Consider the following 24,377-nt stretch of genomic DNA (forward strand, 5'->3'; position numbering starts at 1 on the left):
GGAACTGGGGAGCCGCTTCACCGGCTCGCTCTCGCCGCCGGTCCGCCGCTCTTCTTTCTAGTTGGAATGCAAACCCCAAGAACCTTAGATTATATCGCCGCCCTCCAAGTCGCACCTTTCGCCCATTTCTCAAAGAAGGGTTCTCGTATGCCGGGTGCCCCAGGTTTGGCCAGGGTGCCCCAGGTTCGACGCGCCCTCTGTCGGCGCGGCTAACCTGGGATACCGTGCTCTTCCACCTGAAGTTGCTGTTGTCTGTCAGCACCCGTGCCCCACTTCTGCCCGCCTTTGGCAGAAGTGGGTTCTCGAACACTGCGCCTCAAGATTGCCACAGAGCTTGACGTCAGCTTTTTAAGGACGCAGGTTTCGCTGGCGTGGCTCGCCCTGAGGGGGCGTCCCCACGTTGCAGGAATGTCCCCCACTTAGGCCGTCTTTTACGTCATCGTTGGATGATCAAGGTGGAATTGCGCTGAATCGACAATATCTCTCCAAACGCAAAAATCGGGGCGGCAGGCTCTAAGCCCGCCACCCCATTCATCGCTCACCGCACCTCGCCCTCTTGCCTCTTGAAACCTCCCGAAACCTTTCGCCACCTTTCTAAACTTTTTCCTACGCCTCCTGCACCACCAGCTTGCCCTTCACAAACTGAACCGCCAGTTCCACAAGCAGCCGCACCTCGCTCTCGGCCACCTCAATCGACTGCGCCACGCACTCCTGCAGAATCCGCGCCACTGCCGCCTCTCGCTTCGCGCCGCTGTCCAGGTTCGTCACGCTCAACTGGTCCACCACTTCCATCGCAATCTTCCCTGCCGCCGACTTCAGCAACTGGTAGCTTGCCTGCGCGAACTGCTTGGCCGCGTCCTCGCCGAACAGCGCCACAAAGCCGCGCGCAATGTACTTCACCGCCACCTTCACCCCATGCCCGATCTTCTTGAACACCGTCACCACGCCCATCGCTTATTTCCTCTCTATCGTCTGGAACTGCGTCTCCAGCTCCTTCGCCGCTTCCGTCGCGGGCAGCGCCACCATCAGTCCCTTCGTCAGCGTCGACCGCCGGAACAGCAGCGTCATCGCCATCGCCGACATCACCATCCCCGCCCCCACCGCCACCCCGGCCCCAGCGCCAGCCACCAGCGCCGTGCCGCACACGAACAGGAAGCTCACTGTCGCTGAAAACACCATCTCGAACAGCAGCTTCAGCCACGCGCCCACCATCGCCTGCTTCATGCGGCCCAGCACAAACTCCGCCAATGCCGACAGCGGATTCACGGCCTCGCTCCGCTCACGTCAAAGTCCTTGGCCAGCGTGCCAAACACCGCGATCATCACCGCCACAGCCTGCTGCTTCCACCCGCCGCTCGCGTTCTGCCACGCATAGAGCCCCGCAATTGCCAGCGCTGCCGCCGTCGTTTTCCAGTTCTTCATCGCCCCTCCGCATTCATCCCCGCCTGCTCACCCGTCACCGCCGCTACCAGTTTCAACAGCTTTTCCGCGTACTTCGGATCGGTCGCCCAGTGCTTCGCCAGCGCGTGCACAAACTGCTCCACCTCGCCCGCGCACGCCTTTGCCTCCGCATAGGTCGCCGAGTTCGCAATCAGCCGGTCGCGGTCCGCAAAGCACTCTTCCATCGAGCCGTACTTCGCGAATCGCGCTCTCGTCTTGTGCTCGCCCTCTGCGTCGCACTCCGTCGTTGGCATCTCCATCCACTCATGCCCGCCGTGTGCCTTCAGACCGAAGTAGTTGTTCGCCGCCCGCGCGAGTCCACTCTGTCCCCAGTTGCTCTCCAGAGCCGCCTGCGCCACCGTCACCGCCTCGGGAAGCCCGCTCCCCTCACCTGCCTTGCGCGCCGCCGCCCACGCCTGCCGCAAAAACTCTTCTCTCGTCATCCGTGTTTCAGCACCCCCCACAGGTTGATGGCCACGTTCACCAGCGTCAGCAGTGCCATCAGCCCCGCACCCAGTCCGGCCATCCGTTGCAGCCCTGCTTCCTGCTTCTGCACGCGTCTTTCCAGCTCCTGCATCTTGCCCTCGTTGCCGTTGCCCACAATCCAGCGGATGTGCGTCTTCATCTCGCCCAGATCGCGCAGCACCATTTCCTCAAACGCCGTCATAGGTTCGCGTCCACGTGCAGCAGCGTCGAGTAGCGCGAGTAGTTCGGCGGTATCGCGCCGTCATACATCCGCACGTAGTAGTCCTGCGTTGCCTGTGTCTTCGGCAGCGTGAACGTCTGCGTTGTGTAGCGTCCCACCAGGTTTCGGTCCGTCGTGGTGCCCCAGCCGAAGTCGCCCTCGGTCCGCACCTCAAAGCCTCCACCCGCCACCGGGGCCGTCCCCGTATTGACCGTCAATTGCGACGCCGTGATCGTCGTGTATTCCGCAGCTGCCAGGCTTGCTACCGGCGTCGCGCTCCCGCCGCGCTGCACGTTTGCCGCCGGAACCAGTTGCTTGCGCGTCGGCTTCCCGGTCTTTACACAAATCGGCAGCGTGGCTTCGTTCGCAAACTTCAACACCAGTTGCGCGCAGCTTTCACTCAGCGCCACAAAGCTCAACTCCACTTCGCGCACCACCGCAGTAAACTGCGCCTTGAAGCTTGGTGCGTTGATCGTCAGCGCCTCGCCCGGAAACACATCCTCGGCCCCGCCCGGCAGGTAGCTGCGCCACCCCGTGTAGCTGCCTTCCCAGCCCGCCTGCGTCAGGTCGTCCAGCAGCGCCAGTGCCGCGTTTACGCAGTCCTCCGTGGTGCGCGCCACCGGGGACTTCACCTCCATCACCTCCGCACGCACGCCGTCATCGCCCACCGCCGCCAACAACGCCGCTGCGCTCGCGTCCGTCACTCGCGCCGAAGCCAGCCCCGAGTTGCGATACGCCACCTCAATCAACTCGCCGTTTGCCGGAATCGAATCCGCGTAGAAGTACAGCTCGTTGTAGCCCGCAATCAATTCGCACTCGCCGCCCTCGCTGCTCGCGCCCAGCCTCCGCGTAAACGCCGGATACGAACTGATTGGCGGCGTCGACCGCACCAGCGCCTCCGCCGCGCGCTCCACTCGCGTGTACCCAATCAAGCACTTCAGGTTCCCGCCGTTCACCAGCCCGTAGATCACAAATGCCGGCACCTGTGCCAGCATCCCGTCGTAGAGCACCGTTCCCTCGGCCACCAGCGTCGAGCTGTCCGCCGGGTTGATATCCCGCACCTCCAGCAACACCCACAGGTCGGCCGCATTCTGTGCGCCGCCATAGGCGCTCACGCCGTTCACCGCCGACGAGCAATACCGCTGACCCTGCCGGTAGACTTCGCGCGCGAACAGCCGAGTCTTCAGCTCGTACCGGTGCCCGCTCGTCAGCGTCATCGCCGTGCCCGTCGTCACACCATTCACCAGCGCCTGAATCGCCGACCCGTTCACCGCGAAGCCTGCCAGGCAGTTCGCCCGCGCCACCGTCCCGTTGTAGATCCCGCCCAGCACTCCGCTCCCTGCCGGCAGCGTCGGAAACTGCACCGCGCCGTGCTCCAGCACCCAGCTTCCACCCAACTCCATCGGCTCGGCCCACTGCGCCACCGCGCTCGCATCCGCCGCGTTGGTGGCATTCACCACCAGCTTGCCGCCGCTCACGGAAATTGCTCCCGCCGGGTCGCTCACCTTCCAGTACTGCGCCGAGAGAGCGCCCGCGTACTCTTCGTCCACCAGCACCTCGCCCGCCCGCAGAAACGGCGTGTTCGAAAGGTATAACCGCTGGTTCGTCCCATTCGCCACGAAGTAGTCCTTCACATACATCTGCGGTTCCTTCGCGCCCGTCAGCGTCAGGTCGTTCGCCTGCGGCCCCGTCTGACGCAGTTGCAGGCTCTGCAGCGCAAAATTCTCGTCGCTCTCTGCAAACGTATGTTCGACCGCGCCGATTGCCTTGGTCGTCACCGCCAGCGATTGCGCCTGCACGCTCGCCCGCGTCTGGTTGGCAATCGCATCCGCCGCCTCCGACCACCGTTCCCCCGCGTTCTCCGTGTAGTAACTCACCGCGCCGGCCGCCGTCACACCCGAGGCATCCACCCCTGTGCCTGTGTCGCCCACCAGCGTTGCAATCGCGTCGGCCGCCGTGCGCGCCACCATCGGAGCACGCGCTGGAAGCACCTTGCGGTCCAGCAGCAGCTCGTCGCTCTCCGCCTTCAGCACCACGCGGAAGACCTGTCCGTGCTCGCCGTCGCCCGCGTATGTCCGTTGCGGAATTCCCGTGGTGTAGCCCGTGAACCAGATCTCGCCCGTGTCGCTCGTCAGTTGCACCCGTGCCCCCGCGCGGATCGTCATCGCCACGCGCTCGTCGCTCACCAGGTGTACCTCCAGCGTCCACGGCTGGTTCAGCTTCCTCACCACTCTCGGCGGCTGCTCCGCGTCAAGCCACGCGGTGTAATCCCGCGCCCCCAGCATGTCCAGGTTGTCCACCGTAAACTTGATCATCCCCGCCCCCACGCCCGCGCCCCGCTTCTGCCCGCCTTGGCTGAAGTGGTTTCTCGAAACTTGAAACTCAAAACTTGAAACTCCCCTCAGTACACTTCCGCCGTCTTCGCCGGGAAGTAGCTCCGGTAGCAGACCACCTGCTCGCCGTCGAGCGTGTCCGTCACCGGCAGTGCCACAAATTCCGCGTGCAAGGCCACCGAGCGAACATCGTGCTCGACTTCGTTCACCGTCTCTTCCGCAGGCTTCGCGCTTTGCAGCCGTGGATAGTAGAAGCACACCATCCCGCCCGTCTTCTGCGGGTACACCACCAGCGCCGACCACTCCTGAAAGAAGCTCGCGCCCTCGCGGTCCACGAACGCCACCACCTTCTGCACCTTCGCCCCTGCAACCGGAACTCCGCCCACCAGTGGTTGCTCCAGTTGCAGCGTGTTGCTTGCCACGCTCGCCACGCGGCCCACGTTGAAGCTCACTCTCCGCACGTAGTCCGCGTCGTAACTCACGCTCGCTGCGCTGCTCACCACCGCTCCACTCACTCCCGTGCCCAGGTATCCGCTCTGCGAGACGTAATCCACATCCACCACCACCAGGTCGCCCGCCGCAAACTGCGCCGCCGACGCTGCATCCAGCGCGATTGCCTGCGCCGTGCTCGCCGCGCCAATCGTGATGGCCGCCACCGCGTGTCCCCCCGCGCCCGCCGTCGTTGCCCCATCGCTCGCCAGAACATTCAGGTGCTGCGTGCTCGCCGCCAGCGCCATCTGCAGCTTGCCCCACTCACGGAAATCCACGCTCAACCGCGCCTCGGACTCCAGCCGGTACTGCACCCGCGCCGCCGCCGACTTCCCCGTCCGCACCACGCCCATCTTCGTCGTGGCCGAGCGCTTCACCTTCTCCACCCAGCCCAGGTCCACCCACGGTACGGTGGGCACATCCACGTCGAACCCCTGCGACGGATCGAACACCGTCGGCGTATCCGTCGCGCGCGCCACCGGCGCAAAGAACATCCGCGCCGCACCGCTCACCGGCACCATCTCCGCCCGCTCGTTCGCCGTCATGCTGCCGCCTCCGGTAGGTAGTAGACCGTCATCACCGCCTTGCGCTTGATCGTTCGCGTGCCGAACTCCGCATCCTTGAACACCGGCTCGCTCCAGAACACGTTGGTGCCCAGCGACGCTGCCGGTGTCTGCGTGTAGTCGTACTTGTCTGCCCGCTGCGGATAACTGATTGCCGCCAGTTCCATGTCCATCGCGCCCAGCCGCCGCCCGCGGTCCATCCCCGCCTGCGCCTCCGTGCCCGCGCTCTCATAGCTCACTGTGCATTGCATCGCCTGCAGCCGACCGCCTGCTTCCACCGCCTTTGGCACGCCCCACTCAAGCACAAATGTCTCCAACAGTTCGCTCGTCTCGCCCGGCCGCTCGTTCTCCGCCGACATCACCGCCGGACGGTTCACGCCGCCGATCACCGCCGTCCTCGCCGCGTTCACCTGCGCCAGCCTCGTCCGCAGCGCCATGTAAAACGTGTCTTTCGTCGCCTGCATCTCCGCCCCCACGCAATCGTCTTTTGTTTCCGATACGCTGGGCGCCAGCCTCATCCCCACGCTCGGCTACGCACCCGTGCCCCACTTCTGCCCCCCATTGGCAGAAGTGGGTTCTCGAACCTTGAAACTGGAAAATCGAAACTTTTCGCAACCTTCCGAAACCTTTCCCCTCACTCCTCCACCACAATCCGGTACAAGTACTCCTCGCCCGCATAGATCTCCGGCGTCACGCTCACTACCCGCAGCGCCTCGTCGTGAACCTTCACTTCGGCTTTCATCAGCAGTGTCCGCAGCGTCGCCAGATCCTCGGCTCCAAACACGCGCCTCACTGTCGCGGCGCTGGCCACAATCTCCCGCTGCTTCGGGTTGTGCGGAGTCAGCCACCGCACCATCACCGGCTGCAACTCCCACAGCTGCTGCACCGCCGCCGTCAGCCCCAATCCTGCCGTGCCATCGTCGGTTGCCAGCATCGCGCCCGTTACCGTCACCGCGTCGCCGCCCGTCGCGCACAGCATTGCCTCGGCCACCATCGAAGCCGCCTTCGCATTCAGCAGCGCCATCGCTAGCCAACCTTCTGCGCCACAAACGGCGCCAGCAGCTTTTTCACATTCACGTCCAGCAGTGAATCCGAGAAGTACTCCATGTGCACGCGGTCCACCGTGCTGGACCGCACGTTCAGCGCTGGCACCGCCTGCGCATTGCGCACCACCATCGCGCACGCCTGTTTCACCGCCTCCGGCGTCTCCTCGTATCCCGCCGTGTACGTGAACTCCACCTCGCTGATCGGCACGCCCAGCGGTCCCTGGCTGAACATCACCTCGCCGGTCGCGGCATCCACGTCCAGTGAACTGGGGTCCTGTTCCAGCCACGTGCCCGGCGTCGAGAACGCCATCAGTTCGCGCTCCAGCGGTGCCTGGTCGAACCAGTCGCGGCTCACCGCGCCGTAGCGCACGCGCATCTGCGTAATCGCCCCGCTCGCCCCCTCCGCCGCCGCTAGCGGCAGGTAACTCAACCGCACCGTGTTCGCCTTGCGCAGCCGGAACCGCTCCGTGTACTGCGCCACCCCCATCGAACTTCTCCGGCAGTGCGCGTCAATCAGCGCGCTCGCCGCCGCCACCAACGCCTGCGGAGCACTCTCCTGCACTCCGTACTGCTCGTACTCCGACGCATCCAGGTACACCATCTCGTCCTCCCTCAGCGCACTGCTCGCACAAACAGAACGGACGCTGGCGGATGCTTCCTCCACCAACGTCCTTCCTTCGTCTCTTGCTCCGTGCCCCACTTCTGCCCGTCTTTGGCAGAAGTGGGTTTTCGAAACTCGACAGTGGAAACTTGAAACGTTCCTATCGAGTCACGTTCACCACGGCATGTGCGTAGCCGGCACCCTTCACCACTACCGCGCCGAACTTTGCAATCACCATCTGGTGCGCCAGCGAGCCAGGCGTACCCAGGCGGAACACGCGCGGATTCGAGTCCGTCAGCCAGTGGTACTCGATCATCTCCTCGGTCACGATGTAGGCCGGCAGGTTCGCCGTGCCCGAACCGACCGTGCCCGTATCGACGATGCACCACTCCGGAATCAATGGCAGGTCACCCGCCTGCGTCGACAGCATCTTCACCGTCAGGCCGCTGGTGATCTGCGTGCGGTCCAGAATCACGTTGAACTCGGTCTTCATCTCGCGATCAATCAGGTCCAGCAGGATCGGGTTCGCGTAGATGGCCGTCGGTCGCGCCGCGTAGTTCGAGTTCGCCACCAGCTGCGCCACCGCCGATTTCAGTCCGTCGACAATGCTTGCCGCTGCCGCCACGCTGAAGACGTTGCCGCCCGCCGTGATCTGCCCCGCCGCGCCGTAGTACTGCAGCGTCGTCGGCGAACTCAGCGAAGTGTCCGTGCCGTTCCACAGCGCCACGTCGTGCGTGCGCATCAGGCCGTCCACCGCGTCGGTCAGGTCCTTTGCCTGCAGATAGGCGAACTGGCTCTGCTGCTGGCCCACCTCCACGTCGAACAGGTTGTAGTTGATCTGCGACACCAGCGCCTTCAGAGGCACCGAGCGCTCCACCCGCGTCGGCGATGCCACCGTCGCCACAATGTTGCGCGGATCGACAAAGGCGTTGGCCGCCGTCGGTGAAGCAATCGCCGTCTCCTCAAAGAACCGCGACGGGTGGCCCGTGGCCGGCACCTGCTTGATGCGCTGCCCGAACACTCCGCGGCGCCGCACAATGTCCGTGATCTCCTGCTGGTAAAGGCTCACTTCCAACGCGCCCGGTCCCATGTAGTCGGCCGCGGCATGTATGTCCACAAACTGTGTGCTCATCCTGCTCTCCCTTTCCTTTTCTCCGTTGTCCGGAACTCGTCTTCCTTGCGGCTCGCCCGCAAACAAAAAGGCCCGTCTCGAAGCCGCGCCTTCCGCGCCGCCTCGTTCCAGACCCGCTGACACAGATTCCTTGTCCCTATCGTCCCGTCCTGCTCGTCCGCCGGGTGCCGTTGTCCGTGCCCCACTTCTGCCGGGTGCCCCAGGCTAGCGGGTGCCCCAGAGCCAGCCCTGAGCCTGTCGAAGGGTGCCCCAGGTTCGGCGCGCCTTCTGTTGGCGTGGCTAACCTGGGACGCAATATCCTCTCCCCCTGTCATTCCGAGCGAAGTCCGTGCACGCCCCGCGTGCACGGGCGCAGTCGAGTAACCTTTTGTTTCTCCTCCACCCTCACTCCTTGACTCCCTCCCCCGTACCGCGCCCGTGCCCCACTTCTGCCCGGCTCCGGCAGAAGTGGGTTCCCGAAACTTTCCATCGGCGATCTCTCACCGCCTCCCCTTCTTCCTCACTTCTTCCCGTACCGCCAGCGCCACGCCCAGGGCCATCACCGCGTCGTCGTGCGCACCCACGGCCGCCGCTTCCCGTCCGCGCTCATCGCGCACAAACGTCCGGCACTCCTCCAGCAGCCGACGGCTGCTCAGCGCCTCCGGCTCCCGCCCAATCGTCATCCCCACCAGCGCAATCATCCGCGGACGCGTCGCCAGCGTCGTCTGCCACCCCAACTGTCCGCGCTCGCTCCACAGCCGCCCGTAGCGCTCCACCTCGGTCAGCGCCGCCAGCACCGCATGCCCGTGGTTGTTCGCCTCCACCGCCACCAGCGCCTCGTTGAACTCCCTGCCCAGTTCCGCCACCGCCCGCGCCAGTTCCACCGGGGAGTAGTGTCCATACAGCTCTGCGCACTGCCAGCCCGTCTCCAGGTCCAGCACCTGCGCGCACGCGTTGTCGCCCGCCGCGCCGCCCCCTGCGGCGTCCACGCCCACCACGTACTCGCGCCCCTTCTGCACCGGCAGCCAGACCTCAATCCGCCCGTTCTCGCGCCGCTCCGTCGCCGCCGGAGCCTCGCGCATCCGCGTCATTACCCGTTCCGTGTCGAACACCGCCTGCGTGCTCGCCACAAAGCATTCCTCCGCCGACTCCGCGTACTCTTCCATCGCCCTCGCGCCAAAGTTCGTCCGCATCCTTCGCCGGAAGGCGATCTGCTCCGCGTCCAGCCCCTCCCGCGCCGCCAGCTCCCGCTCCTCCGCCGAGTATTCCATCTCCCCCAGCACCTTCTCCCGATAGCTCTTCTCAACCCACCACGGAAAGAAGTGCCGCACGTACCCGTTCGTCTCCGCCTGCTGCCACTCGTTGTAAAACAGTCCGCTCGCGCCGTTCGGCGTCGACTCCAGCACGATCTCGCCATCCGGCGTCACCGCCGCCCGCAGCGCCGCCAGCGCGTCCTCGCCCTTCGCGCCCCACCGCGCCACCTCCGAGCAGTGCAGCCGCTGGATCGTCATCCCGCGCCCCGCGTTCCGGTCCCCCGCGGTCTCCACCCGGTACTGGCTGTCCAGCTTCGGAAACACAATCTGTCGGACGTTGGCGCGCGAGGTCTTCAACGCGCCACGCCGCATCGCCTCCGGCAGGTTCTCCAGAAAGCGATGAACCATGCGGAAGATCTCCTCCGCCGAACTCCGGTCATGCGCCACCTGCACCGCCAGCGTCCCCGGATGCGTGATCGTATGCAGGAAGAATCGCGCCGCCACCCATGTCGTCATTCCCACTTGGCGTGCCTTCAGCACAATGTTTCTGGCCCCGGCCCGCCGCTCAAACTCCCTCTGCGCCTCATTCACCCGCAGCTTCACCGTGCGCCCTCGCTTATTCCGCACCCGCAACAGGCTCTCCGCCAGGAACTCCCGGACCGTCGCGCCCTTCAAACGCGCCGGACTCTGCCCCAGCCTCTCGCCCAGTTGCACCAGCGTCTCCAGGTCTCCCTCAAAAATTCTCTCCAGCTCCCGCCTCATCCTGCCCCCATCGTCCCGTACCGCCCCGTGCCCCACTTCTGCCCGTCTTTTGCAGAAGTGGGTTCTTGAAACCCGAAACTTGAAACCGGAAACTTCAAACTGCTCTCGTTTTACTGAGCTCCAAACGTCAAGAGGCGGCGCATTGCGCCGCCTCTCTCCTCCCCACACCGTTGCCTAATACGCGAAGCAGCTCACCGCCAGCACATCACTCGCTGTCCACGCCGTTGTTGCTCCGCTTGCGTTGTAGTTGGTCAGCGTCGCGCTGGTCGTCGTGCTCGCCGTCATCTTCGTGTTGTTCGTTGCCGGCGTCGTCACATCCGTGGCAAAGCAGTTCCAGCCGGTTGTCGCCGCCGGCAGCGTCAGCACGCCGCTGCTGGCCGAGCCGCCCGTGCCGACTCTCACCCGGAACGCCGCCGTGCCATTGCTCGCCGTCACACTTGGAGAAGTTCCAAAGCCACTGCTGACTGTCGGTGCCGTGTTCGACACCAGCAGGCCCGTCACCGTTAGCCCCGCCACCGTGCACTGGTTTCCGCTCGCGCACACTGTTCCACTCGTGGCAGGAAACGTCATCGTCGTACCATCGGTTCCCGCCAGCGTCAGCGAGTTGTTTACCGTCAGCGTCTTGCTGGTCGTGCTCCCGCCCGCCACGCTGAATCCCGATGTATTTGCCGTCAGCGCCAGTCCATTCACGCTCGTGGCCGTCGCTGCCCCCAGCGAGGGCGTGGTCAATATCGGGGAAGTCAGCGTCTTGTTCGTCAGCGTATCCGTGCTCGTCCGCGAAACCAGGTAGTCCGTAGAGATCGTCGGCAGGTACAGCGTGTTGTTGGCCGAGAGCGTCTGTGCGGCCAGCCTGGTCGTAAACCCGCCATAGGTGCCCACGTACAAACTGGAGAACACGCCGCTGCCATCTCCACCATAAAGGCTGATCGTTGTAGTGCCGGACGCGTTTTTCAACCGCACGGCACCATCTGCCCCATTGCCGACGTTCAGGTTCTGGTTCACCGTTACGGTTCCGGTAAACGTGTTATTGCCGCTGAAAGTGTTGGCCCCGCTGAATACATTGCTTGCCGCCACGGTCGCAACGCTGCTGTCCACATAGGCCGAGGTGATCGTGGCGCACGCAGGTGCAGTGCCATTGTTGACGGCCGTCACCGCCTGATTCATGCAGCTTCCCGCTGTCACAAGCGACAGTGTTCCGCTCGCATCCGGCAAGTTCCAGGTGCGCGCCGCCGTGCCGGTCGGCCATTGGAGCTTGTGCAGGTAGGTTCCGTCATAGCCCCTGACGTAAGAAGCTCCAGCCGTCGCGTCGCCCGGCAAATCCACGCCGTGCGTGCCGAACTGATAGCTCCAGCTATGGCCGTTGCTGTAGTAGCCGTTCACCGAGAGTTCCCACGTTCCATCCGCCGGGTGATAGTTCAACCAGTCCGAGCGGGATGCTCCCTGCAAGCCGAACACACCGACGCTTCCAGTGCATCCGGCAGCCGGGCACCCAAACCACATTCCATAGTCAGAGGGCGCAGTAGTCATGTAAACGCCACTCCGGATGCGCCCGATGAAGCGAAGCCCCAGCGGCGGCGTGAGAGTGGTGTAGTAACTCGACGCCGTGAGGTTGTTCAGGTTCAGCAGCGTGTCGTTGCCGCTCCACACGCCATAGAACTTCCAATCGTTCCCGCCCCCGTTGTTGCCTGGCGACGGAAACACCTTCACCTGAAGTTGCCGGACGCCCGTACTCGTGAACGCCGGATACAGCAGTTCATTGAAGTTCGCGCCGCTCCAGGCGAACTTGTTCGGCTCCAGCGCGAATGAATCATCAATCACGCCTCCGGTGGTCACACTCAACACCTCTGCCGACGGATAGGCCGTGTAGGTATTGCTGCCGCTCGTGGTGACAGCCGATCCCCAGTAGCTGTTCGCCGCACCCGACGATGACGCCCACACCGTCGCCGTGGTTGCTGAAGGCGTCGCCACAACCGGCAAAGCCATTCTCAGCGGAGCCGTATAGCCCCAGTACGCCATGCTGCCGCTGGTTGCCCAGGTGTCGGCGTCCAGCGCAATGGCGTAGCCGCACAACCCGCCGCTGGCAGCCGTTGCGCCGTTCGCATAGGTCTTCCGCAGAGTGGCCGTGATGTGCGTCGAGTCCGGAACGCTGGCAATCACCGTCTGCTCGTAGGTCGCGTTATCGGCAAGGCACAGGTTCGCGCCAGCGGTGAACCCCGCGCTGTTTGAAACCGGGATGCTCACCGTTCGCGCCGTTCCACTGCTCTGCACAATCGAGGACGTGGTGTTCGTGGTAACCGAAACCGGCCATCCCGTTCCACTACCGGTGTACGTCACCAGCCCGCTGCCGCTGATTGTAGTGATGGTGCCCGCCGAGTACGTTCCCGCGCTGGTCAGGATCACGCGCCGCCCAGTGCCCTGCGTTTGCGCGCCCTTGGTGGGCGTGCCCCCAGTGATCTTGTAGGTGCTCGCGTTGTAGGCCGCGGCCGTGTTGCTGTATTCCACGTTGCCTTGCACGGACGACTGCGTGAGAGGCCGCGTCCCTTCATCGCTCTGCGTGTCCAGTCCGCCAAAGCTGCGCGCCACAAAGTTCGCCGAGATGCAGTCGCCCGTTCCGTAGCAGTTCGCAATAAACTCGTGCGCGTTCACCTGTCCCCGGCTCCAGGCGTTCAAAAAGCTGGAATGCGCCGTCAGGTTCGTTTTGTTCGTGTAGCCGTTGGCATTGAAGTTCTGCGCCCCGTCCAGCACATCCATCTGCGACACCCGGAAATGCACATTCTGCGGATAGGACGCATTGAAGTTCGACAGCGCCACGCGGTTCTGGCTGATGCCCGTCCAACTGCCGGTCGAGGTGTTCAGCGCCGGGTTCCACAGGTACTCGCTCGTTGTGCCAAAGCGCATGTCAACGATGTGCGAACCGGCTACTTGATTCGAGAATGTCAGTGCGTTCGGATCAGTCACGCGAGTGCCTGCCACCACGTCCGCCGTGGTGTACGTCGGCGGCACAGACACGCTCTTCGCTCCCGCCGCCGTCGTCACCGCCGCCTGCACCGTAGAGTTCACGCTTCCGTCCACAGAGAGCTGGTTGTTATAGCTGGGCAGCGTCTGACTCTGCGTAAACGTGTTCACAGCGTTCACGCGGGCCACGCTGCTGGCGTCTGCCAGTTGCGTGCCGGCAATCGCCGTATCCACGTAGTCGCGGCCTACGTACTGCTGCGCCACGCTTGCCGGCGTCATCGTCGCGCGCACCGCCGCAATCGTCGTCTGCGCCACCGCTGGCACAGCCCACTGCTCTTCGCTGGTGGTGCCATCATCCAGCTTCATCGTCACCTTGTAGTAGCTGCCCGCCGGCGTCGAGCCTGTGTTCGGCACCAGTTGTGCGGAGAAGCTTCCATTCGCCCCCAACTTCACCGCCATCGAGCCCGCCGCAACCACTGTCCCATCGCTCGCCGTAAAACCATTCCACCGGATGTTCACCGTGCCCTGCGCTGGCGTGCCATCGGCGCGGTAAACAGTGTCCGCAACCGTTGTCTTCTGCGGTGTCGTCGCCGATAGCTTCGCCACGCCGCACAGCAGCACCACGCACATCGCCCAGAAACAGAAAAACCGCCCAGCAAGGCGGCTGCTCATGCGCATCTCAGTTCTCCTCTTTTGCCAACTCTCCACGTACCCCGCCCCACGCGCCCATCATTTTTCGGCTGCGCGACGGCTGTCCCGGGGGTCCATCCCCTCAATGTATCGCTCCACACTGCGCACATACACATCCGCAAAATCGGCCACGTAACGCCGCGTCTGGATGGTCTGCATCGCCTCCGCCAGCGTATAACCCAGCGCGCGGAGCACGGCCAGCGCCATCATCGGTGCCCGGTGCACGCCTGCCGCGCAGTGTATAAAGACCTTGGTCTCTTCCTGCTCCAGCGCCCGGCGCGCGAACCCCACGCCGCGCTCAAAAATCTGCGGCGGCTTCGGCTCAAAGTCGTCGTCTACGGGATTCCACAGCACCGCCACTCCAGCGGCCTCGCCCAGAGGCGTGTCATCAAACTCCAGTTGCATGTCGATGACGTGGGTCACGCCCATCGCCGCCAGCTCCGTCATCCGTTCTTCCGTCCAGATGCCGCCGCCGACCGCAATCCGCTCCGTCACCCACGTCAGGTCGATCGCCACGAGTGCTCCTTAATCCTGCGTCCCGTTTTTCTTGTCCGCCGGCTCGGTCTCTGCCGTCGAAGTCTTGTCCTCGCCCAGCTCCCGCAGCAGCAACTCCGCCAGCGAGCCTTCCGGCTCCGGCTGGCATTGCTGCTGCAACTGCTCCTTCACGCCCGTCACGTCCAGCAGTGTCTTCAGGTGCTGAACGTTGCCCTTCAGCGCCTTGTCCACCATCGTGTCCACAATCTGCGGCATCGCTTCCCGAACCCGTTCGGCTGCCTTGCGCAGGTTCGTGCTGCGTTTGGCCACTGCCTTGGCCTTGCTCTTCGCTGCCGGGCCTTTGCCGGAGACCTTCGCCCCCGCTTTTTTCTTCGTCCCTGAGTTCGGGCTGGCCTTTCGTTTGCCTGCCCCCGCCGGAGCTTTTGCTGCTTTCCCGGCTCCGGCATCCTGTTTTTCTGGTACCTCTCCCCGTCGTCTCGTTCGCACCGCCCCTCGCTTCCCGCAAGCAAAATGGCGGCCTGCACGGCCGCCTCTCTTCTCGCTTTCTGGTGAGCTTTCCGCCGTGCGCACTCTCCCGTTGGCGACTTGTAGTTACAGGATACACTGGCACGCGCGGAATCCTGCCATGCGCTCGCGAACTCAATTTGCTCCGCTTTCAGCGAGTTAAACGCCGCCGCGCACAATCCTCCTCTTGACACTGCGCAACCATCGCCGAACCTCTGTCATGTCGCGTCGAGGCTAGCAGGCGTAGCTCACATGCGCCACGCGTCCCACCACGAATTCCCCCAGCCCTCTCCCTGAGTTCAGCGTCAGGCAGTGAACCGCCGCATCGTTCTGCTCAGGGCGCAGGCACAACTGGCTTCCTTCGCGCTCCAGGTACCGCACCATCCATTGCTCGCCGCGACGCACCAGATACAGGTTCCGCGTGCCGCTGCGGTATTCCTTCAGCGACACATAGTGACGGTCCACCAGCAGCAGCGCCTCCGGCATCAGGCGTGGACGCATGGCCTCCGCCGATGCCTCGTCCACTTCATAGGCCACCCAGCGGATCCAGTGTCCGCGCCCATGTCCGCGTTCGGCACGCAGGCGCTCCAACAGCAGCGGCGGAAAGCTCTGGTAGCGCAGCACGTCGCGCGTGGAGAACGCCGCCTGCAACAACGCGCCTCCGCGCACCACGGGCACTGCTTCGCCATCTCCGGCAACGCTGGCCTCCATCCTCGCCACCTGCGCTGGCTGCTGGTAAAGGTCTTCCGCCTCCAGCCGCAACACACGCAGGATGCGGTCGCTGGCTTCCACGCTCAGACCCCGCCTGCCGCCGAGAAAGTTGGAAATGTGAGCCTGCTGAAATCCTGCTCGCCGCGCCAGCTCCGATCCGGTCATCTCCCCGGACTCGATCCTGGCACTCACAATCTTCCGCAAACGCCGTTGCAGATCCTGTATCAGCATTGTGATACCCCAAGTATTTCCCTTAGATATACATACACAATAATGAATTTCTCAAAGCAATATTTCATTTGACTTTTCATTTTTACCGCGGCTAATGTAGCGCTCGGCCACGATCCCAAATCCAATCCCCCACTGGCGAAGAGGCGCAGCAGCGCATGGACACAGAGGAAGGACCGCGTGAAGAAGCCAGTTTCGCGGAATTCCGCCGCAAGGTGCAACGTTCCGAGTTGCTTTCCGCGGCGACGGAAAAACTGCTCCTCCGGCTCCGCTTTTCGGGCCGCCTGAGCATCGTGATTCAGAACGGACAGGTACTCAAGTCCGGATACGAGGAGGGATATTTCACACGTCGGCAGGACGACCGGCTCGTCTAGCGGCCGCCTGCGCTCCGGAACAAAGCCGCCGCCGGGTAGAGCGGCTCCGGAAGCCACAACTAAATAGGCCGAGCAGGTCATCGTAACTGAAACGAGCCCTGTCTGGTGTTGCGCCATCACGCCTGTCTGCATCGAGGGCGTCCATGGCGCCTCACTCTGGCAGGGCTCAATGCGTTTCTCAGTCAAAGGGGCAGAGATGACAATGAACCATCCGATGCAGATTCGTGAATTGAAGTATTGCGAGCGATGTGGCGGCCTCTGGGTCCGCCCGCGTGACTCGCAACAGACCCTCTGCGCCGCGTGCCGGCGCAGGTTGCAGTTGACTCCGCGCGAGGTGGCCGAGCGGTTGCTCCGCACTTCTCCCCTGCCGCCCTGGCAGGCCGCAGCAGCCCCTGCCGAGGTGCGCCTATGAGACAGCGGAACCTCGAGCTGCACCTGATCCACTCCCGGCATTTTCATCTGGCCGCCTATCGCGCCCACACCGGGGCCTTGTTGCGTCGCTTCGTCCGACTCTCCACCGGGGTTGCGCGAACACCGGGCACCCTGCGTGTGCAGGAGGCGCAAGCGCGCATCAGCTCTTACCGTCTTCGCACCTTTGAGGACGCGATCATTTTCGTCCATGACGTGGAGCGCTGCCTGCGGCAACTCGACGCCGATTCGCTCGAGGCACTGGCAGCCTTTGCCCTGTTGGGGCTGGAACGGCGCGAAGCGGCAGCCGCCATGCGGCTCTCGGTCACGCAGGCGCAGCGCCGTTATGCCGCCGCGCTCGACCGCCTGACACGCGAGCTGTTGCGGGCCGGATTGATGAGCCGCCGATTTGGGGAAGATGAATTCGATGACGATCTCTCCGAACAATCCGGCTCCGCGCTCCGTTGCCCGCTGCCGTCCGCAGCCAGCCAGTTCCCGTTGCCTCCGCGCAAGCCGCCGGCGCGGGCCACGCCGGGCATCATTCATCCTGCCATGCCCGTCTCCCGGCGCTGAGGCTGAATGTGACTACGGAGGCGGATGCCGTCCTGCCGGATTCCGCCTCCCGCATACTGTAGGAGACAGGGTGAGAAAATTCCTCTGCAATTTAGCGCGCCGTGCTGCGCCGGTTCCGCGCCCTTCGCCGCTTCCGGCTTCGGAACTCCACTGCGCTGCTGCTCCGCAAACCAGCCGCCATGCCGCACCACGCTGGCCTCTCTACGATCTGTTATGATGCGGCTCGAGTTGGCCCTTCAGCCGCAGGAGATCTCCATGAGTGATACACCGACCCCGATGCCGCCCAGCCGTCGCGACGAGGAAATTGCGCTTGAAATGATGAAGTTTGTCGCCGTCACCACCGGCTATGGCAAGACGGCCCAGAGCAGCGCCGGATTCCAGGGTGGCTCCCCGGCCAAGCCGGAAGAGTTCGCCCGCCAGTTGATCGAACTCTACGGACAGTGCTTGACGGCCGTGCGCACCAAGTAACGCACACCCCGGCGCGCGGAGCATGATCGCCGCGCTGCGCTCTCCGTGAAAATTCCCGCTAAGACAAAAGGGCTGCGCCAAGCGCAGCCCTTTGTTACGAGTCTTCGATCACGAATCCCCGGATCGCGATTCCTCGCGGAAAACTACTTCTTGCCCTTCTTGGCCTTCTTCACGGCCTTGACGGCTTTCTTCACGTTCTTCAAAGCCTTCTTCTCGGCCTTTTTCGCCTTCTTCACCGGCTTGACAGGCTTGGCGGCTTTCTTCACTTTCTTGGCCACCGGCTTGGCCGCCTTCTTCACGGCCTTCTTCGCCACGGGCTTGACGGCTTTTTTCGCCACAGGCTTTGCGGCCTTTTTGGCAGCCTTCTTCACCGCTTTCTTGGCAACCTTCTTAGCCGGCTTCGCGGCCTTCTTTTCCACCTTGGCAGCGGGCTTCTTGGCGGCCTTGGCCGGCTTCTTCGGCGCAGCCTTCTTCACCGGCTTCTTGGCCACGGGCTTCTTGGCAGGCTTGGCCGGCTCGGCAACCGGCTCCACCACAGGCTCGGCAACCACTTCCACCGGAACCTCGGTCACGATCACGGCCTCGGCGATGCGAACCGGGGTGCTCTCCAGTTCTTCCTCTTCCTCATCCTCGTCGAATTCTTCTTCTTCCTCGTCGAGAACCTCATCGTAATTGCCGCTGTCACCGAAATCATCCATCTCGTCGTCACGTCCGTACAGGGTATCGTCGATCAAAGTAGCATCCTCCTGGTTTCGTTTGCCGGCGCCGCGGCTTTCTTAAGAGAAGTACCAAGCACCAACACTGGTGCCGCACTGCCACAAGCTAACGCGGAATTGAGCATGGGAAAAGAGTTTTCGCACACTTCCCGCGAAAAGTTCTGGAAAACAGGCAAACCGGGCCTGCGGGCGGCCTCAGCACCGCACCAAGATACTCCGGGCCACTGCATCATGCAATCATTCCCCGCCACCGCCACGGTCATGGAATGGACCGGAGATGGAGCACGATGCCGTTCACCTGTATAGGATTTCTCTCGCACCCCATAGTACATGTACTACAGCACGATGCAATAACAACTTCGGTGTGTCCGACTGGCGCTTTCCTGCACCCCCAATAGGACAGTTAGAGGTTAAATAACAGCGGCGACAGGGCCCGTAGAGGCCCGTCGAAGATACTGGAGTCAACGATGAAGGCCGTTCCCCTCTTTTGTCTGCTGGTCTGTGCCTCGCTGGTTGCCTTGGCAGCCGATAGCGCCGCCGGAACCGGGAAGAAATCCTACGAGAAGCACTGCGTCTTCTGCCACGCCGCCGACGGCAGCGGGCACACCGCCGCCGCCACCAAGATGCATATCCCCGACCTGCGCGCCCGCGGCATCGCGGCCATGAATGACCAGCAGATGATCGATTCGGTCGGCAAGGGCGTGGGCCACACGCAGTATCCGCACGCCTACCTGCTCAAGAAGGAGATGTCGGCCAACGAATTGAACTCCGTCATCGCCTACATGCGCGGGTTGCAACAGAAGTAGTAGCAAGCTTTCCATTGATTCAATCCAGACGCACGAAAGCCCGGGTGACGGCCCGGGCTTTTGCATGTCTGCAAGCTTGCTGAATCAGGGCTATTCGCTCTTCTTCTTGTGCTTGCCAGTGCTCTTGGTGGCGGGCTTGTCGCTCTTGGCGGACTTTGCCGAGGCCGTGCTCTTGCCCGAGCGCTTCTCCGCAGCAGCCTGCTTGCCAGACTTCTCCGTGCGTTTGGACTCGTCCTTGGAGGCCTTGTCGGCCTCCGCTTTTCCGGCGTGCTTCGCCGACTTCGACTTCGGCTCGGCTTGCTCCGTCTCCGCCTTGGAGGCCTTCGTCTTGCCCTTGCCCGCCGTCTTGCCCTTCACCGTATCCTTCGGCTCATCGGCTTCAGCCTGCTTGGAGCCGCGCTTGCGCGAGTGCTTCGAGCTGGTGGCCTCATCCGCTGTGCTCTGGTCGGCGGCGTCGCGGCCCTTGCTGGCCTTGGAGCCCTTCTTCGACCGGCTGGATTTGCCGGAGGCGCTGCGGTCGTCCTTGCTGGAAGCCTCCTTCGAGGCCACCGGGCGGTAGATGGTCAGGGTGCGGCCCGCCTTCAGGCTGTTTCCAGAAAGGTGGTTCCACTTGCGAAGCTGGGTGGCCGGAACGCCGTAGTCGTCGGCCACGCTGAGAACCGTGTCGCCCCGGCGCACCTTGTAAGAGACAGCCTTCTTCGAATACTTAGTGCCGGACGCGGCGGAAGCCGAGGACGAAGCTGAAGCGCTGCTCTTGTCGCTATCGGCATTGACCGAGCGGCTGACCGGGATGATGAGCCGCATATCCCGCTCCAGCTTGGCGTCCTCGCCCAGGTTGTTCACCTCGGCAATGGCCGAAGCCGTCGTCTTGTACTTGCGCGCAATCGCCGTCAGCGACTCGTCTCCCTGCACGCGGTGATAGCGCCAGTTGGTGCGGTTCTCCTGCGGGATATTGGCGATGGCCTGCTCGAACTGCTCCGCGCTGCCCACCGGCACGCGCAGGGTAAAGTCCATATCCTTGGGCGTGGTCATACGCAGCAGGCTTGGGTTAAGCCGCTGCAGCATGTCCACCGAGGTGTTGGCGCACTCCGCCGCCAGGCGCAGATCCAGCGGATAGTTGAGCTTCACGGTCTCAAACGGCACCGGCTTTTCCGGCACCAGTTTGTCCAGCCCATACTGCTCGGGGTTCTTGGCCATAATGGTCATGGCCACGATGATGGGGACGTAGTTGCGCGTCTCTCCCGGCAGCACGTTGCGATGGTAAAGCTCCCAGAAATCGGCATAGCCGGTGCGCTCCACCGCGTGCTGCACCGTGCCCGGACCGGAGTTGTAGGCCGCCATGGCCAGGTACCAGTCGCCAAACAGGTTGTAGAGATCCCTCAACAGGCGGGCGGCGGCGCGGGTCGATTTCTCCGGGTCCTGGCGTTCGTCAAGCCACCAATTTCTTTGCAAGCCGGCGTGCATGCCGTCCCACGGCATGAACTGCCACATGCCGCGCGCTCCCATGCGCGAGAGCGCCAGCGGATTGAAGCCGGATTCGGCCTGCGCCAGGTACATCAGGTCCTGCGGCACGCCTTCTTCCTTCAGCACCCGGTGAATCATCTCGCGGTAGCGTCCGCCGCGCACCAGCGCGTTCTGGATGACGAAGTGCCCCTTATAAGAAGAGAAGTAGGAGATGTAGCTGGCGACCTGGTCGTTCATCACCAGCGGAAGGTCGGAGTGCGTCTGCTTCAACTCGGCCTCGGCGCGCGCGCGCACCGCCGGATCGACCGGGAACGTAGCGTCGTTGGCTTCGTCGATCGGGGCCGGTTCGGACTTCCGCTCGGTAAAACCGTCGCCCTGCTGGAGAGCCACCAACTCCAGGTTGTAGACGGCCTCCACAATCTTGTCGAACTCTTTTTCCAGCGCCTCGTTCTGATGGATGGGCACCGGGCCGCGCGCAAGAATATTGAAGGCGCGGTCGAAATCTTCCTTGGCGGCTTCCAGGTGTCCGGCGTTGTAGTTGGCCTGGCCGCGGGCATAGGCCGCCTCGGCGTGCGAGATGAGCTGCTCGGCCGTGCGGGGCTGTGGCTCCTGCGGCTGCGGTGCCGCTGCGGGTACCGTGGCCTGCGCGGTACCCCGGGCCGGGGAGGCTTCCTGCTGCGTCAGCGTCGGGGCCGTCATCTCCGGCGTGGGCTGCGAAGACTGCTTTGCCGCTGCGCCCTCGCCCTCCGGCGCGCAAGCCAGTGCCGCCAGCGTCGTTGCCAGCAGGCCTACCATCCACCACTTGGAACTTGAATTCACCATCGACTCTCGCGGCGCGCGTTCGACTTCGCCGCTTCAGCGGAGATGCGCCCTTGCGGCCCTCGCCCGCCTGCCAAACGCAGGCACCAAGCGAAACAACCGCAGCTTCAACTCTAAATTCCGCAGCCAGAGGGGTCAATCGCCACCGTCCGAGGGTGATTGACCAAGTTACCTGTTTGCAGCGCCCAATGGATGCGATAGATTACCGGCCATGAGAATCCTCCGGCTCCTTGCCGCTCTATTGATGCTTCTGACATTGGCGCTCCCCGCACAAGACAAAGTGAAGAAGCCTGCAGCGGAGGCTCCGAAGCACGACTCACATGGGCTCATTCTTTACGGAGACGGGTTCACGTTCCTGGCCAGCGAGCCGGAAGGATGGGATGCAGATAGTGGTGACGCCGCGCGCAGCTATCAGGTAAATCTCATCTTCTTTCCCCGCGAACGGCAGTCGCGCGAACATCGAACGACCATTCGCGTCCGGCTCAACCCCAAGGCCACCGAAGCCCCGGCAGAGGACATGCGCCAGGATGAAATCGAGTACCAGAAAAAGTATCCCCAAACCAAGTTTCAGAAGCTGGCCATCAAGCATCCTTCCTATGCCTGTGCCGCCGAGCTGTTCTACACCGAAGGCGAATACTACGATTACGTGGCCTATTTGAATCCCGGCTCCTCACAGGGGCTCATGTTCTCCGTCTCAATGGGAAAGGAAAAAACGCCTGCCTCCAGCAGCGAGCTGGCAGCCTTTGAACACGTTCTGAAATCTCTGCAGATGATTCAGTCAAGCCACTAGCTGATTCGGAGCGGAATGGCGGCCCGGGCGGGTTGGCCGGCCGAGGAATTCACCGCAGCAATCAAAGGATAGTCAGCTCCTCGGCGAGGGCTGGGAAAGCCGACGCGCAGTGTCGGCGACCGCGCCCGTCTCTGGGCGCGTCACAGCCCAAGTTGAGGAGCCGCACTTATGCAAGCGCGCAGCAAAGAACCCGCGCTTCAAAAACTAGATTGTGAGGAAGGTTTGGGGTGGGTGGTGGGATTCGAACCCACGACAACCGGTGCCACAGACCGGGGTTCTACCACTGAACTACACCCACCGTGATCAGAACATTTCGATTATAGCAGAGGAAAAGTCTGTCTGAGAAGCCGTCCACCGCAGCCCTGCGGAAAACTTGGTTTCAGCGAATGAATACGCCGAAGCGCGCTGCCTCTGCGGCCCGCGTGAAGCCCCAGATACAATGGAACGCACCACCCCATCGCAATGGATACCAGCGGCACACACTCGTCGACCGATGCACGCACCGCTTGGACGCTCGTCGTGCTGCGCCTGCTACTGCTGGCCTGTGCGCTGGCAGCCACGCTCTACCACCTGGGCGTACGCCCGCTGGAGAGCTGGGACGAGTGCATCTACGCCGAAATTGCGCGCGAGATGCTGCAACGGCACAGCTGGCTGACGCCGCTGTTCGACTACCGCCCGTGGCTGGAGAAGCCTCCGCTGCTGATGTGGCTCACCGCCGCCTTCTATCAACTGTTCGGCGTCTCGGAGTTCACCGCGCGGCTGACCGGGAGCCTCTGCGGCGCCGGCACCGTCATGCTCACCTTTGAACTGGGCCGCCGCCTCATGAACCGCTGGGCCGGGTTGCTGAGTGCCCTCCTGCTGCTGACGAGCGGAGAGTTCCTGCTGCTGGCGCGCTTTGGCGGCACCGACATGCCGCTGACGTTCTGCATTACGCTAGCCGTGTTCGCCACCGTGCTCGCCCTCTCCGGCGAGCCGCGCTGGTGGTACGGCACGGGCGCCGCCTTCGGCCTTGGTCTGATGATGAAGGGTGCGGGCGCGCTGGTCATTCCCCTCAGTCTCCTGCTGGCCGCGCTGACCATGCGTGACCGCCAGCAGTGGCGGGCACCGCAACTGGGTCGCTCCGCCCTGCTTGCGTTGGCGCTCGCGCTGCCATGGCATGCGGCCATGCTGCTCCGGCATGGACGAGCTTTCGTGGACGAGTACTTTCTCCATCAGGTGATGGAGCGAACCTTGCGGCCGCTCGACGGCCATGTGGCGTCCTTCTACTCCCCGCTCTCGGTCTACTGGCACGCTCTGTTTGTGTTCGCCGTGCTCGGGCTGATCGGGTTGCTATTGTGCTGGCGGCAGCGCGACGCAACCGCCATCCTCGGCGCAAACGTCGCGGTGATTACCGTTGTTTACGCGCTGGCTCGAACTAAGCTGCCTGCCTACGTGATGCCAGCCCTGCCGTGCCTGAGCCTGCTGGCAGTACTGATGCTCTGGCGCGTGCCGCAACGCCGTTGGGCAATTTCAGCGTGCGCCTTGCTGCTGCCTCTATTCTGTGGCTGGCAGCTCCACCAGCGGCCGCCCCTGCCCGGCGAGCTCTACCAGCAACCGCCTGCGGCGAATGGGCTGTTTGACTCGCGCACGTCCGCCAGCTTTCTTCTTCTGCAACAGGCGCAGGCAGCACGCTACGGTAACAATGACGCGCCGCTCTACACCTGCTTCGACCAGACCTTCCTCGAGAAGCAGCCGCTGCTGTTCTACAACCGCCGCCCGCTGGTGATGACCTATTACCGGGAAGCGACGCAGGACGCGCTCCACTCCCCCTACGCTGCGCCGCGCCCCCTTCGCGAGGCGCTCGTTCAACCCGGCCTGCTGCTCACGCCCACAAGCCTCTACCACGCCCTTGCCGACGATGCGCACCTTCAGGTGCGCATCATTGCCGAGCGTGGCGAACTGGTGCTTGCAGAGATCGCACCCTCCACGCAAGGCAACCAGCAGTAACCTTCGCCCTGCCCCGGTGGAGACTACCTCCCTCAGCGACGCATCCGGGTGCCGCCATCTTGAAATCCGTGGAAGCAGCGCCGAGAGTCCCGCGAATCATCCACGTAT

Annotated in this window: 24 protein-coding genes and 1 tRNA gene; 5 read left to right on the plus strand and 20 right to left on the minus strand. The window is 63.6% G+C overall.

The genetic code is table 11. The features are described from left to right. Positions 1-606: 606 nt before the first annotated feature. From AC6IZO_RS10545 to AC6IZO_RS10625, 17 genes are all read right to left on the minus strand, one after another. Positions 607-951 (minus strand): hypothetical protein, encoded by a 345-nt coding sequence (locus tag AC6IZO_RS10545; protein ID WP_497804756.1) that lies wholly within the window; start codon positions 949-951, stop codon positions 607-609. 3 nt (positions 952-954) lie between these two features. Beyond that, positions 955-1,266 (minus strand): hypothetical protein, encoded by a 312-nt coding sequence (locus AC6IZO_RS10550; RefSeq protein WP_497804757.1) that lies wholly within the window; start codon positions 1,264-1,266, stop codon positions 955-957. Continuing rightward, positions 1,263-1,421 carry a hypothetical protein gene (locus tag AC6IZO_RS10555; RefSeq protein WP_497804758.1) on the minus strand — a complete coding sequence of 53 codons (159 nt, stop codon included), beginning with the start codon at positions 1,419-1,421 and terminating at the stop codon, positions 1,263-1,265. Before AC6IZO_RS10555 ends, AC6IZO_RS10550 begins: the two co-directional genes overlap by 4 nt. Then, positions 1,418-1,882 carry a glycoside hydrolase family 73 protein gene (locus AC6IZO_RS10560; RefSeq protein WP_497804759.1) on the minus strand — a complete coding sequence of 155 codons (465 nt, stop codon included), beginning with the start codon at positions 1,880-1,882 and terminating at the stop codon, positions 1,418-1,420. Before AC6IZO_RS10560 ends, AC6IZO_RS10555 begins: the two co-directional genes overlap by 4 nt. Next, positions 1,879-2,106, minus strand: a complete 228-nt coding sequence (locus AC6IZO_RS10565) for a hypothetical protein (protein ID WP_497804760.1) — start codon at positions 2,104-2,106, stop codon at positions 1,879-1,881. Before AC6IZO_RS10565 ends, AC6IZO_RS10560 begins: the two co-directional genes overlap by 4 nt. Further along, positions 2,103-4,439 (minus strand): hypothetical protein, encoded by a 2,337-nt coding sequence (locus AC6IZO_RS10570; protein ID WP_497804761.1) that lies wholly within the window; start codon positions 4,437-4,439, stop codon positions 2,103-2,105. The genes AC6IZO_RS10565 and AC6IZO_RS10570 overlap by 4 nt, the downstream gene beginning before the upstream one ends. An 86-nt stretch (positions 4,440-4,525) precedes the next feature. After that, positions 4,526-5,491, minus strand: coding sequence for a hypothetical protein (locus tag AC6IZO_RS10575; protein ID WP_497804762.1), 966 nt, complete (start codon positions 5,489-5,491; stop codon positions 4,526-4,528). Further along, the gene (locus AC6IZO_RS10580; RefSeq protein ID WP_497804763.1) at positions 5,488-5,973 is read right to left on the minus strand and encodes a hypothetical protein; all 486 of its coding nucleotides are present in this window, start codon (positions 5,971-5,973) and stop codon (positions 5,488-5,490) included. Before AC6IZO_RS10580 ends, AC6IZO_RS10575 begins: the two co-directional genes overlap by 4 nt. Before the next feature lie 170 nt (positions 5,974-6,143). Next, entirely contained in the window at positions 6,144-6,533 is a 390-nt protein-coding gene (locus AC6IZO_RS10585) for a hypothetical protein (RefSeq protein WP_497804764.1), read from the minus strand. A 2-nt stretch (positions 6,534-6,535) separates the two neighbouring features. Continuing rightward, positions 6,536-7,156, minus strand: a complete 621-nt coding sequence (locus AC6IZO_RS10590; RefSeq protein WP_497804765.1) for a hypothetical protein — start codon at positions 7,154-7,156, stop codon at positions 6,536-6,538. A gap of 160 nt (positions 7,157-7,316) precedes the next feature. Then, entirely contained in the window at positions 7,317-8,288 is a 972-nt protein-coding gene (locus tag AC6IZO_RS10595) for a hypothetical protein (RefSeq protein WP_497804766.1), read from the minus strand. A 479-nt stretch (positions 8,289-8,767) separates the two neighbouring features. Beyond that, entirely contained in the window at positions 8,768-10,282 is a 1,515-nt protein-coding gene (locus AC6IZO_RS10600) for a terminase large subunit (protein ID WP_497804767.1), read from the minus strand. 174 nt (positions 10,283-10,456) lie between these two features. Then, entirely contained in the window at positions 10,457-13,909 is a 3,453-nt protein-coding gene (locus tag AC6IZO_RS10605) for a beta strand repeat-containing protein (RefSeq protein ID WP_497804768.1), read from the minus strand. A 57-nt stretch (positions 13,910-13,966) separates the two neighbouring features. Beyond that, positions 13,967-14,443 (minus strand): dual specificity protein phosphatase family protein, encoded by a 477-nt coding sequence (locus AC6IZO_RS10610; RefSeq protein WP_497804769.1) that lies wholly within the window; start codon positions 14,441-14,443, stop codon positions 13,967-13,969. Between the two features lie 9 nt (positions 14,444-14,452). Beyond that, entirely contained in the window at positions 14,453-14,731 is a 279-nt protein-coding gene (locus AC6IZO_RS10615) for a hypothetical protein (RefSeq protein ID WP_497804770.1), read from the minus strand. Positions 14,732-15,160: 429 nt separating this feature from the next. Continuing rightward, positions 15,161-15,802: a helix-turn-helix domain-containing protein gene (locus AC6IZO_RS10620; protein ID WP_497804771.1), complete on the minus strand. Its 642-nt coding sequence runs from the start codon at positions 15,800-15,802 to the stop codon at positions 15,161-15,163. A 59-nt stretch (positions 15,803-15,861) separates the two neighbouring features. After that, on the minus strand, positions 15,862-16,356 hold the full coding sequence (locus tag AC6IZO_RS10625) for a hypothetical protein (protein ID WP_497804772.1): 495 nt from the start codon (positions 16,354-16,356) through the stop codon (positions 15,862-15,864). A 291-nt stretch (positions 16,357-16,647) separates the two neighbouring features. Between AC6IZO_RS10625 and AC6IZO_RS10630 the strand changes: the two genes are divergently transcribed. Both AC6IZO_RS10630 and AC6IZO_RS10635 read left to right on the plus strand, forming a co-directional pair. Continuing rightward, positions 16,648-17,220, plus strand: a complete 573-nt coding sequence (locus AC6IZO_RS10630) for a hypothetical protein (protein ID WP_497804773.1) — start codon at positions 16,648-16,650, stop codon at positions 17,218-17,220. A gap of 255 nt (positions 17,221-17,475) precedes the next feature. Next, positions 17,476-17,688, plus strand: coding sequence for a hypothetical protein (locus AC6IZO_RS10635; RefSeq protein WP_497804774.1), 213 nt, complete (start codon positions 17,476-17,478; stop codon positions 17,686-17,688). Positions 17,689-17,831: 143 nt separating this feature from the next. Here the strand turns inward: AC6IZO_RS10635 and AC6IZO_RS10640 are convergent, their stop codons facing one another. Then, complete coding sequence (locus AC6IZO_RS10640; RefSeq protein ID WP_497804775.1) at positions 17,832-18,422, minus strand: hypothetical protein; 591 nt, start codon at positions 18,420-18,422, stop codon at positions 17,832-17,834. A 449-nt stretch (positions 18,423-18,871) separates the two neighbouring features. Here AC6IZO_RS10640 and AC6IZO_RS10645 point away from each other — a divergent pair, with 449 nt between their 5' ends. Continuing rightward, positions 18,872-19,210: a c-type cytochrome gene (locus AC6IZO_RS10645; protein WP_497804776.1), complete on the plus strand. Its 339-nt coding sequence runs from the start codon at positions 18,872-18,874 to the stop codon at positions 19,208-19,210. A 90-nt stretch (positions 19,211-19,300) separates the two neighbouring features. On the opposite strand, the gene AC6IZO_RS10650 is transcribed toward AC6IZO_RS10645, so the two are convergent. Next, positions 19,301-21,496, minus strand: coding sequence for a lytic transglycosylase domain-containing protein (locus AC6IZO_RS10650; protein WP_497804777.1), 2,196 nt, complete (start codon positions 21,494-21,496; stop codon positions 19,301-19,303). Between the two features lie 277 nt (positions 21,497-21,773). On the opposite strand from AC6IZO_RS10650, the gene AC6IZO_RS10655 reads away from it, so the two are divergent. Next, the gene (locus AC6IZO_RS10655; protein ID WP_497804778.1) at positions 21,774-22,283 is read left to right on the plus strand and encodes a hypothetical protein; all 510 of its coding nucleotides are present in this window, start codon (positions 21,774-21,776) and stop codon (positions 22,281-22,283) included. Positions 22,284-22,506: 223 nt separating this feature from the next. Here AC6IZO_RS10655 and AC6IZO_RS10660 read toward each other — a convergent pair. Continuing rightward, positions 22,507-22,581 (minus strand) — tRNA-His (locus tag AC6IZO_RS10660). A 164-nt stretch (positions 22,582-22,745) separates the two neighbouring features. Here AC6IZO_RS10660 and AC6IZO_RS10665 point away from each other — a divergent pair. Continuing rightward, on the plus strand, positions 22,746-24,269 hold the full coding sequence (locus tag AC6IZO_RS10665; protein WP_497804779.1) for an ArnT family glycosyltransferase: 1,524 nt from the start codon (positions 22,746-22,748) through the stop codon (positions 24,267-24,269). Positions 24,270-24,377: the final 108 nt, after the last annotated feature.

The organism is Oryzophilus luti (assembly GCF_059726245.1).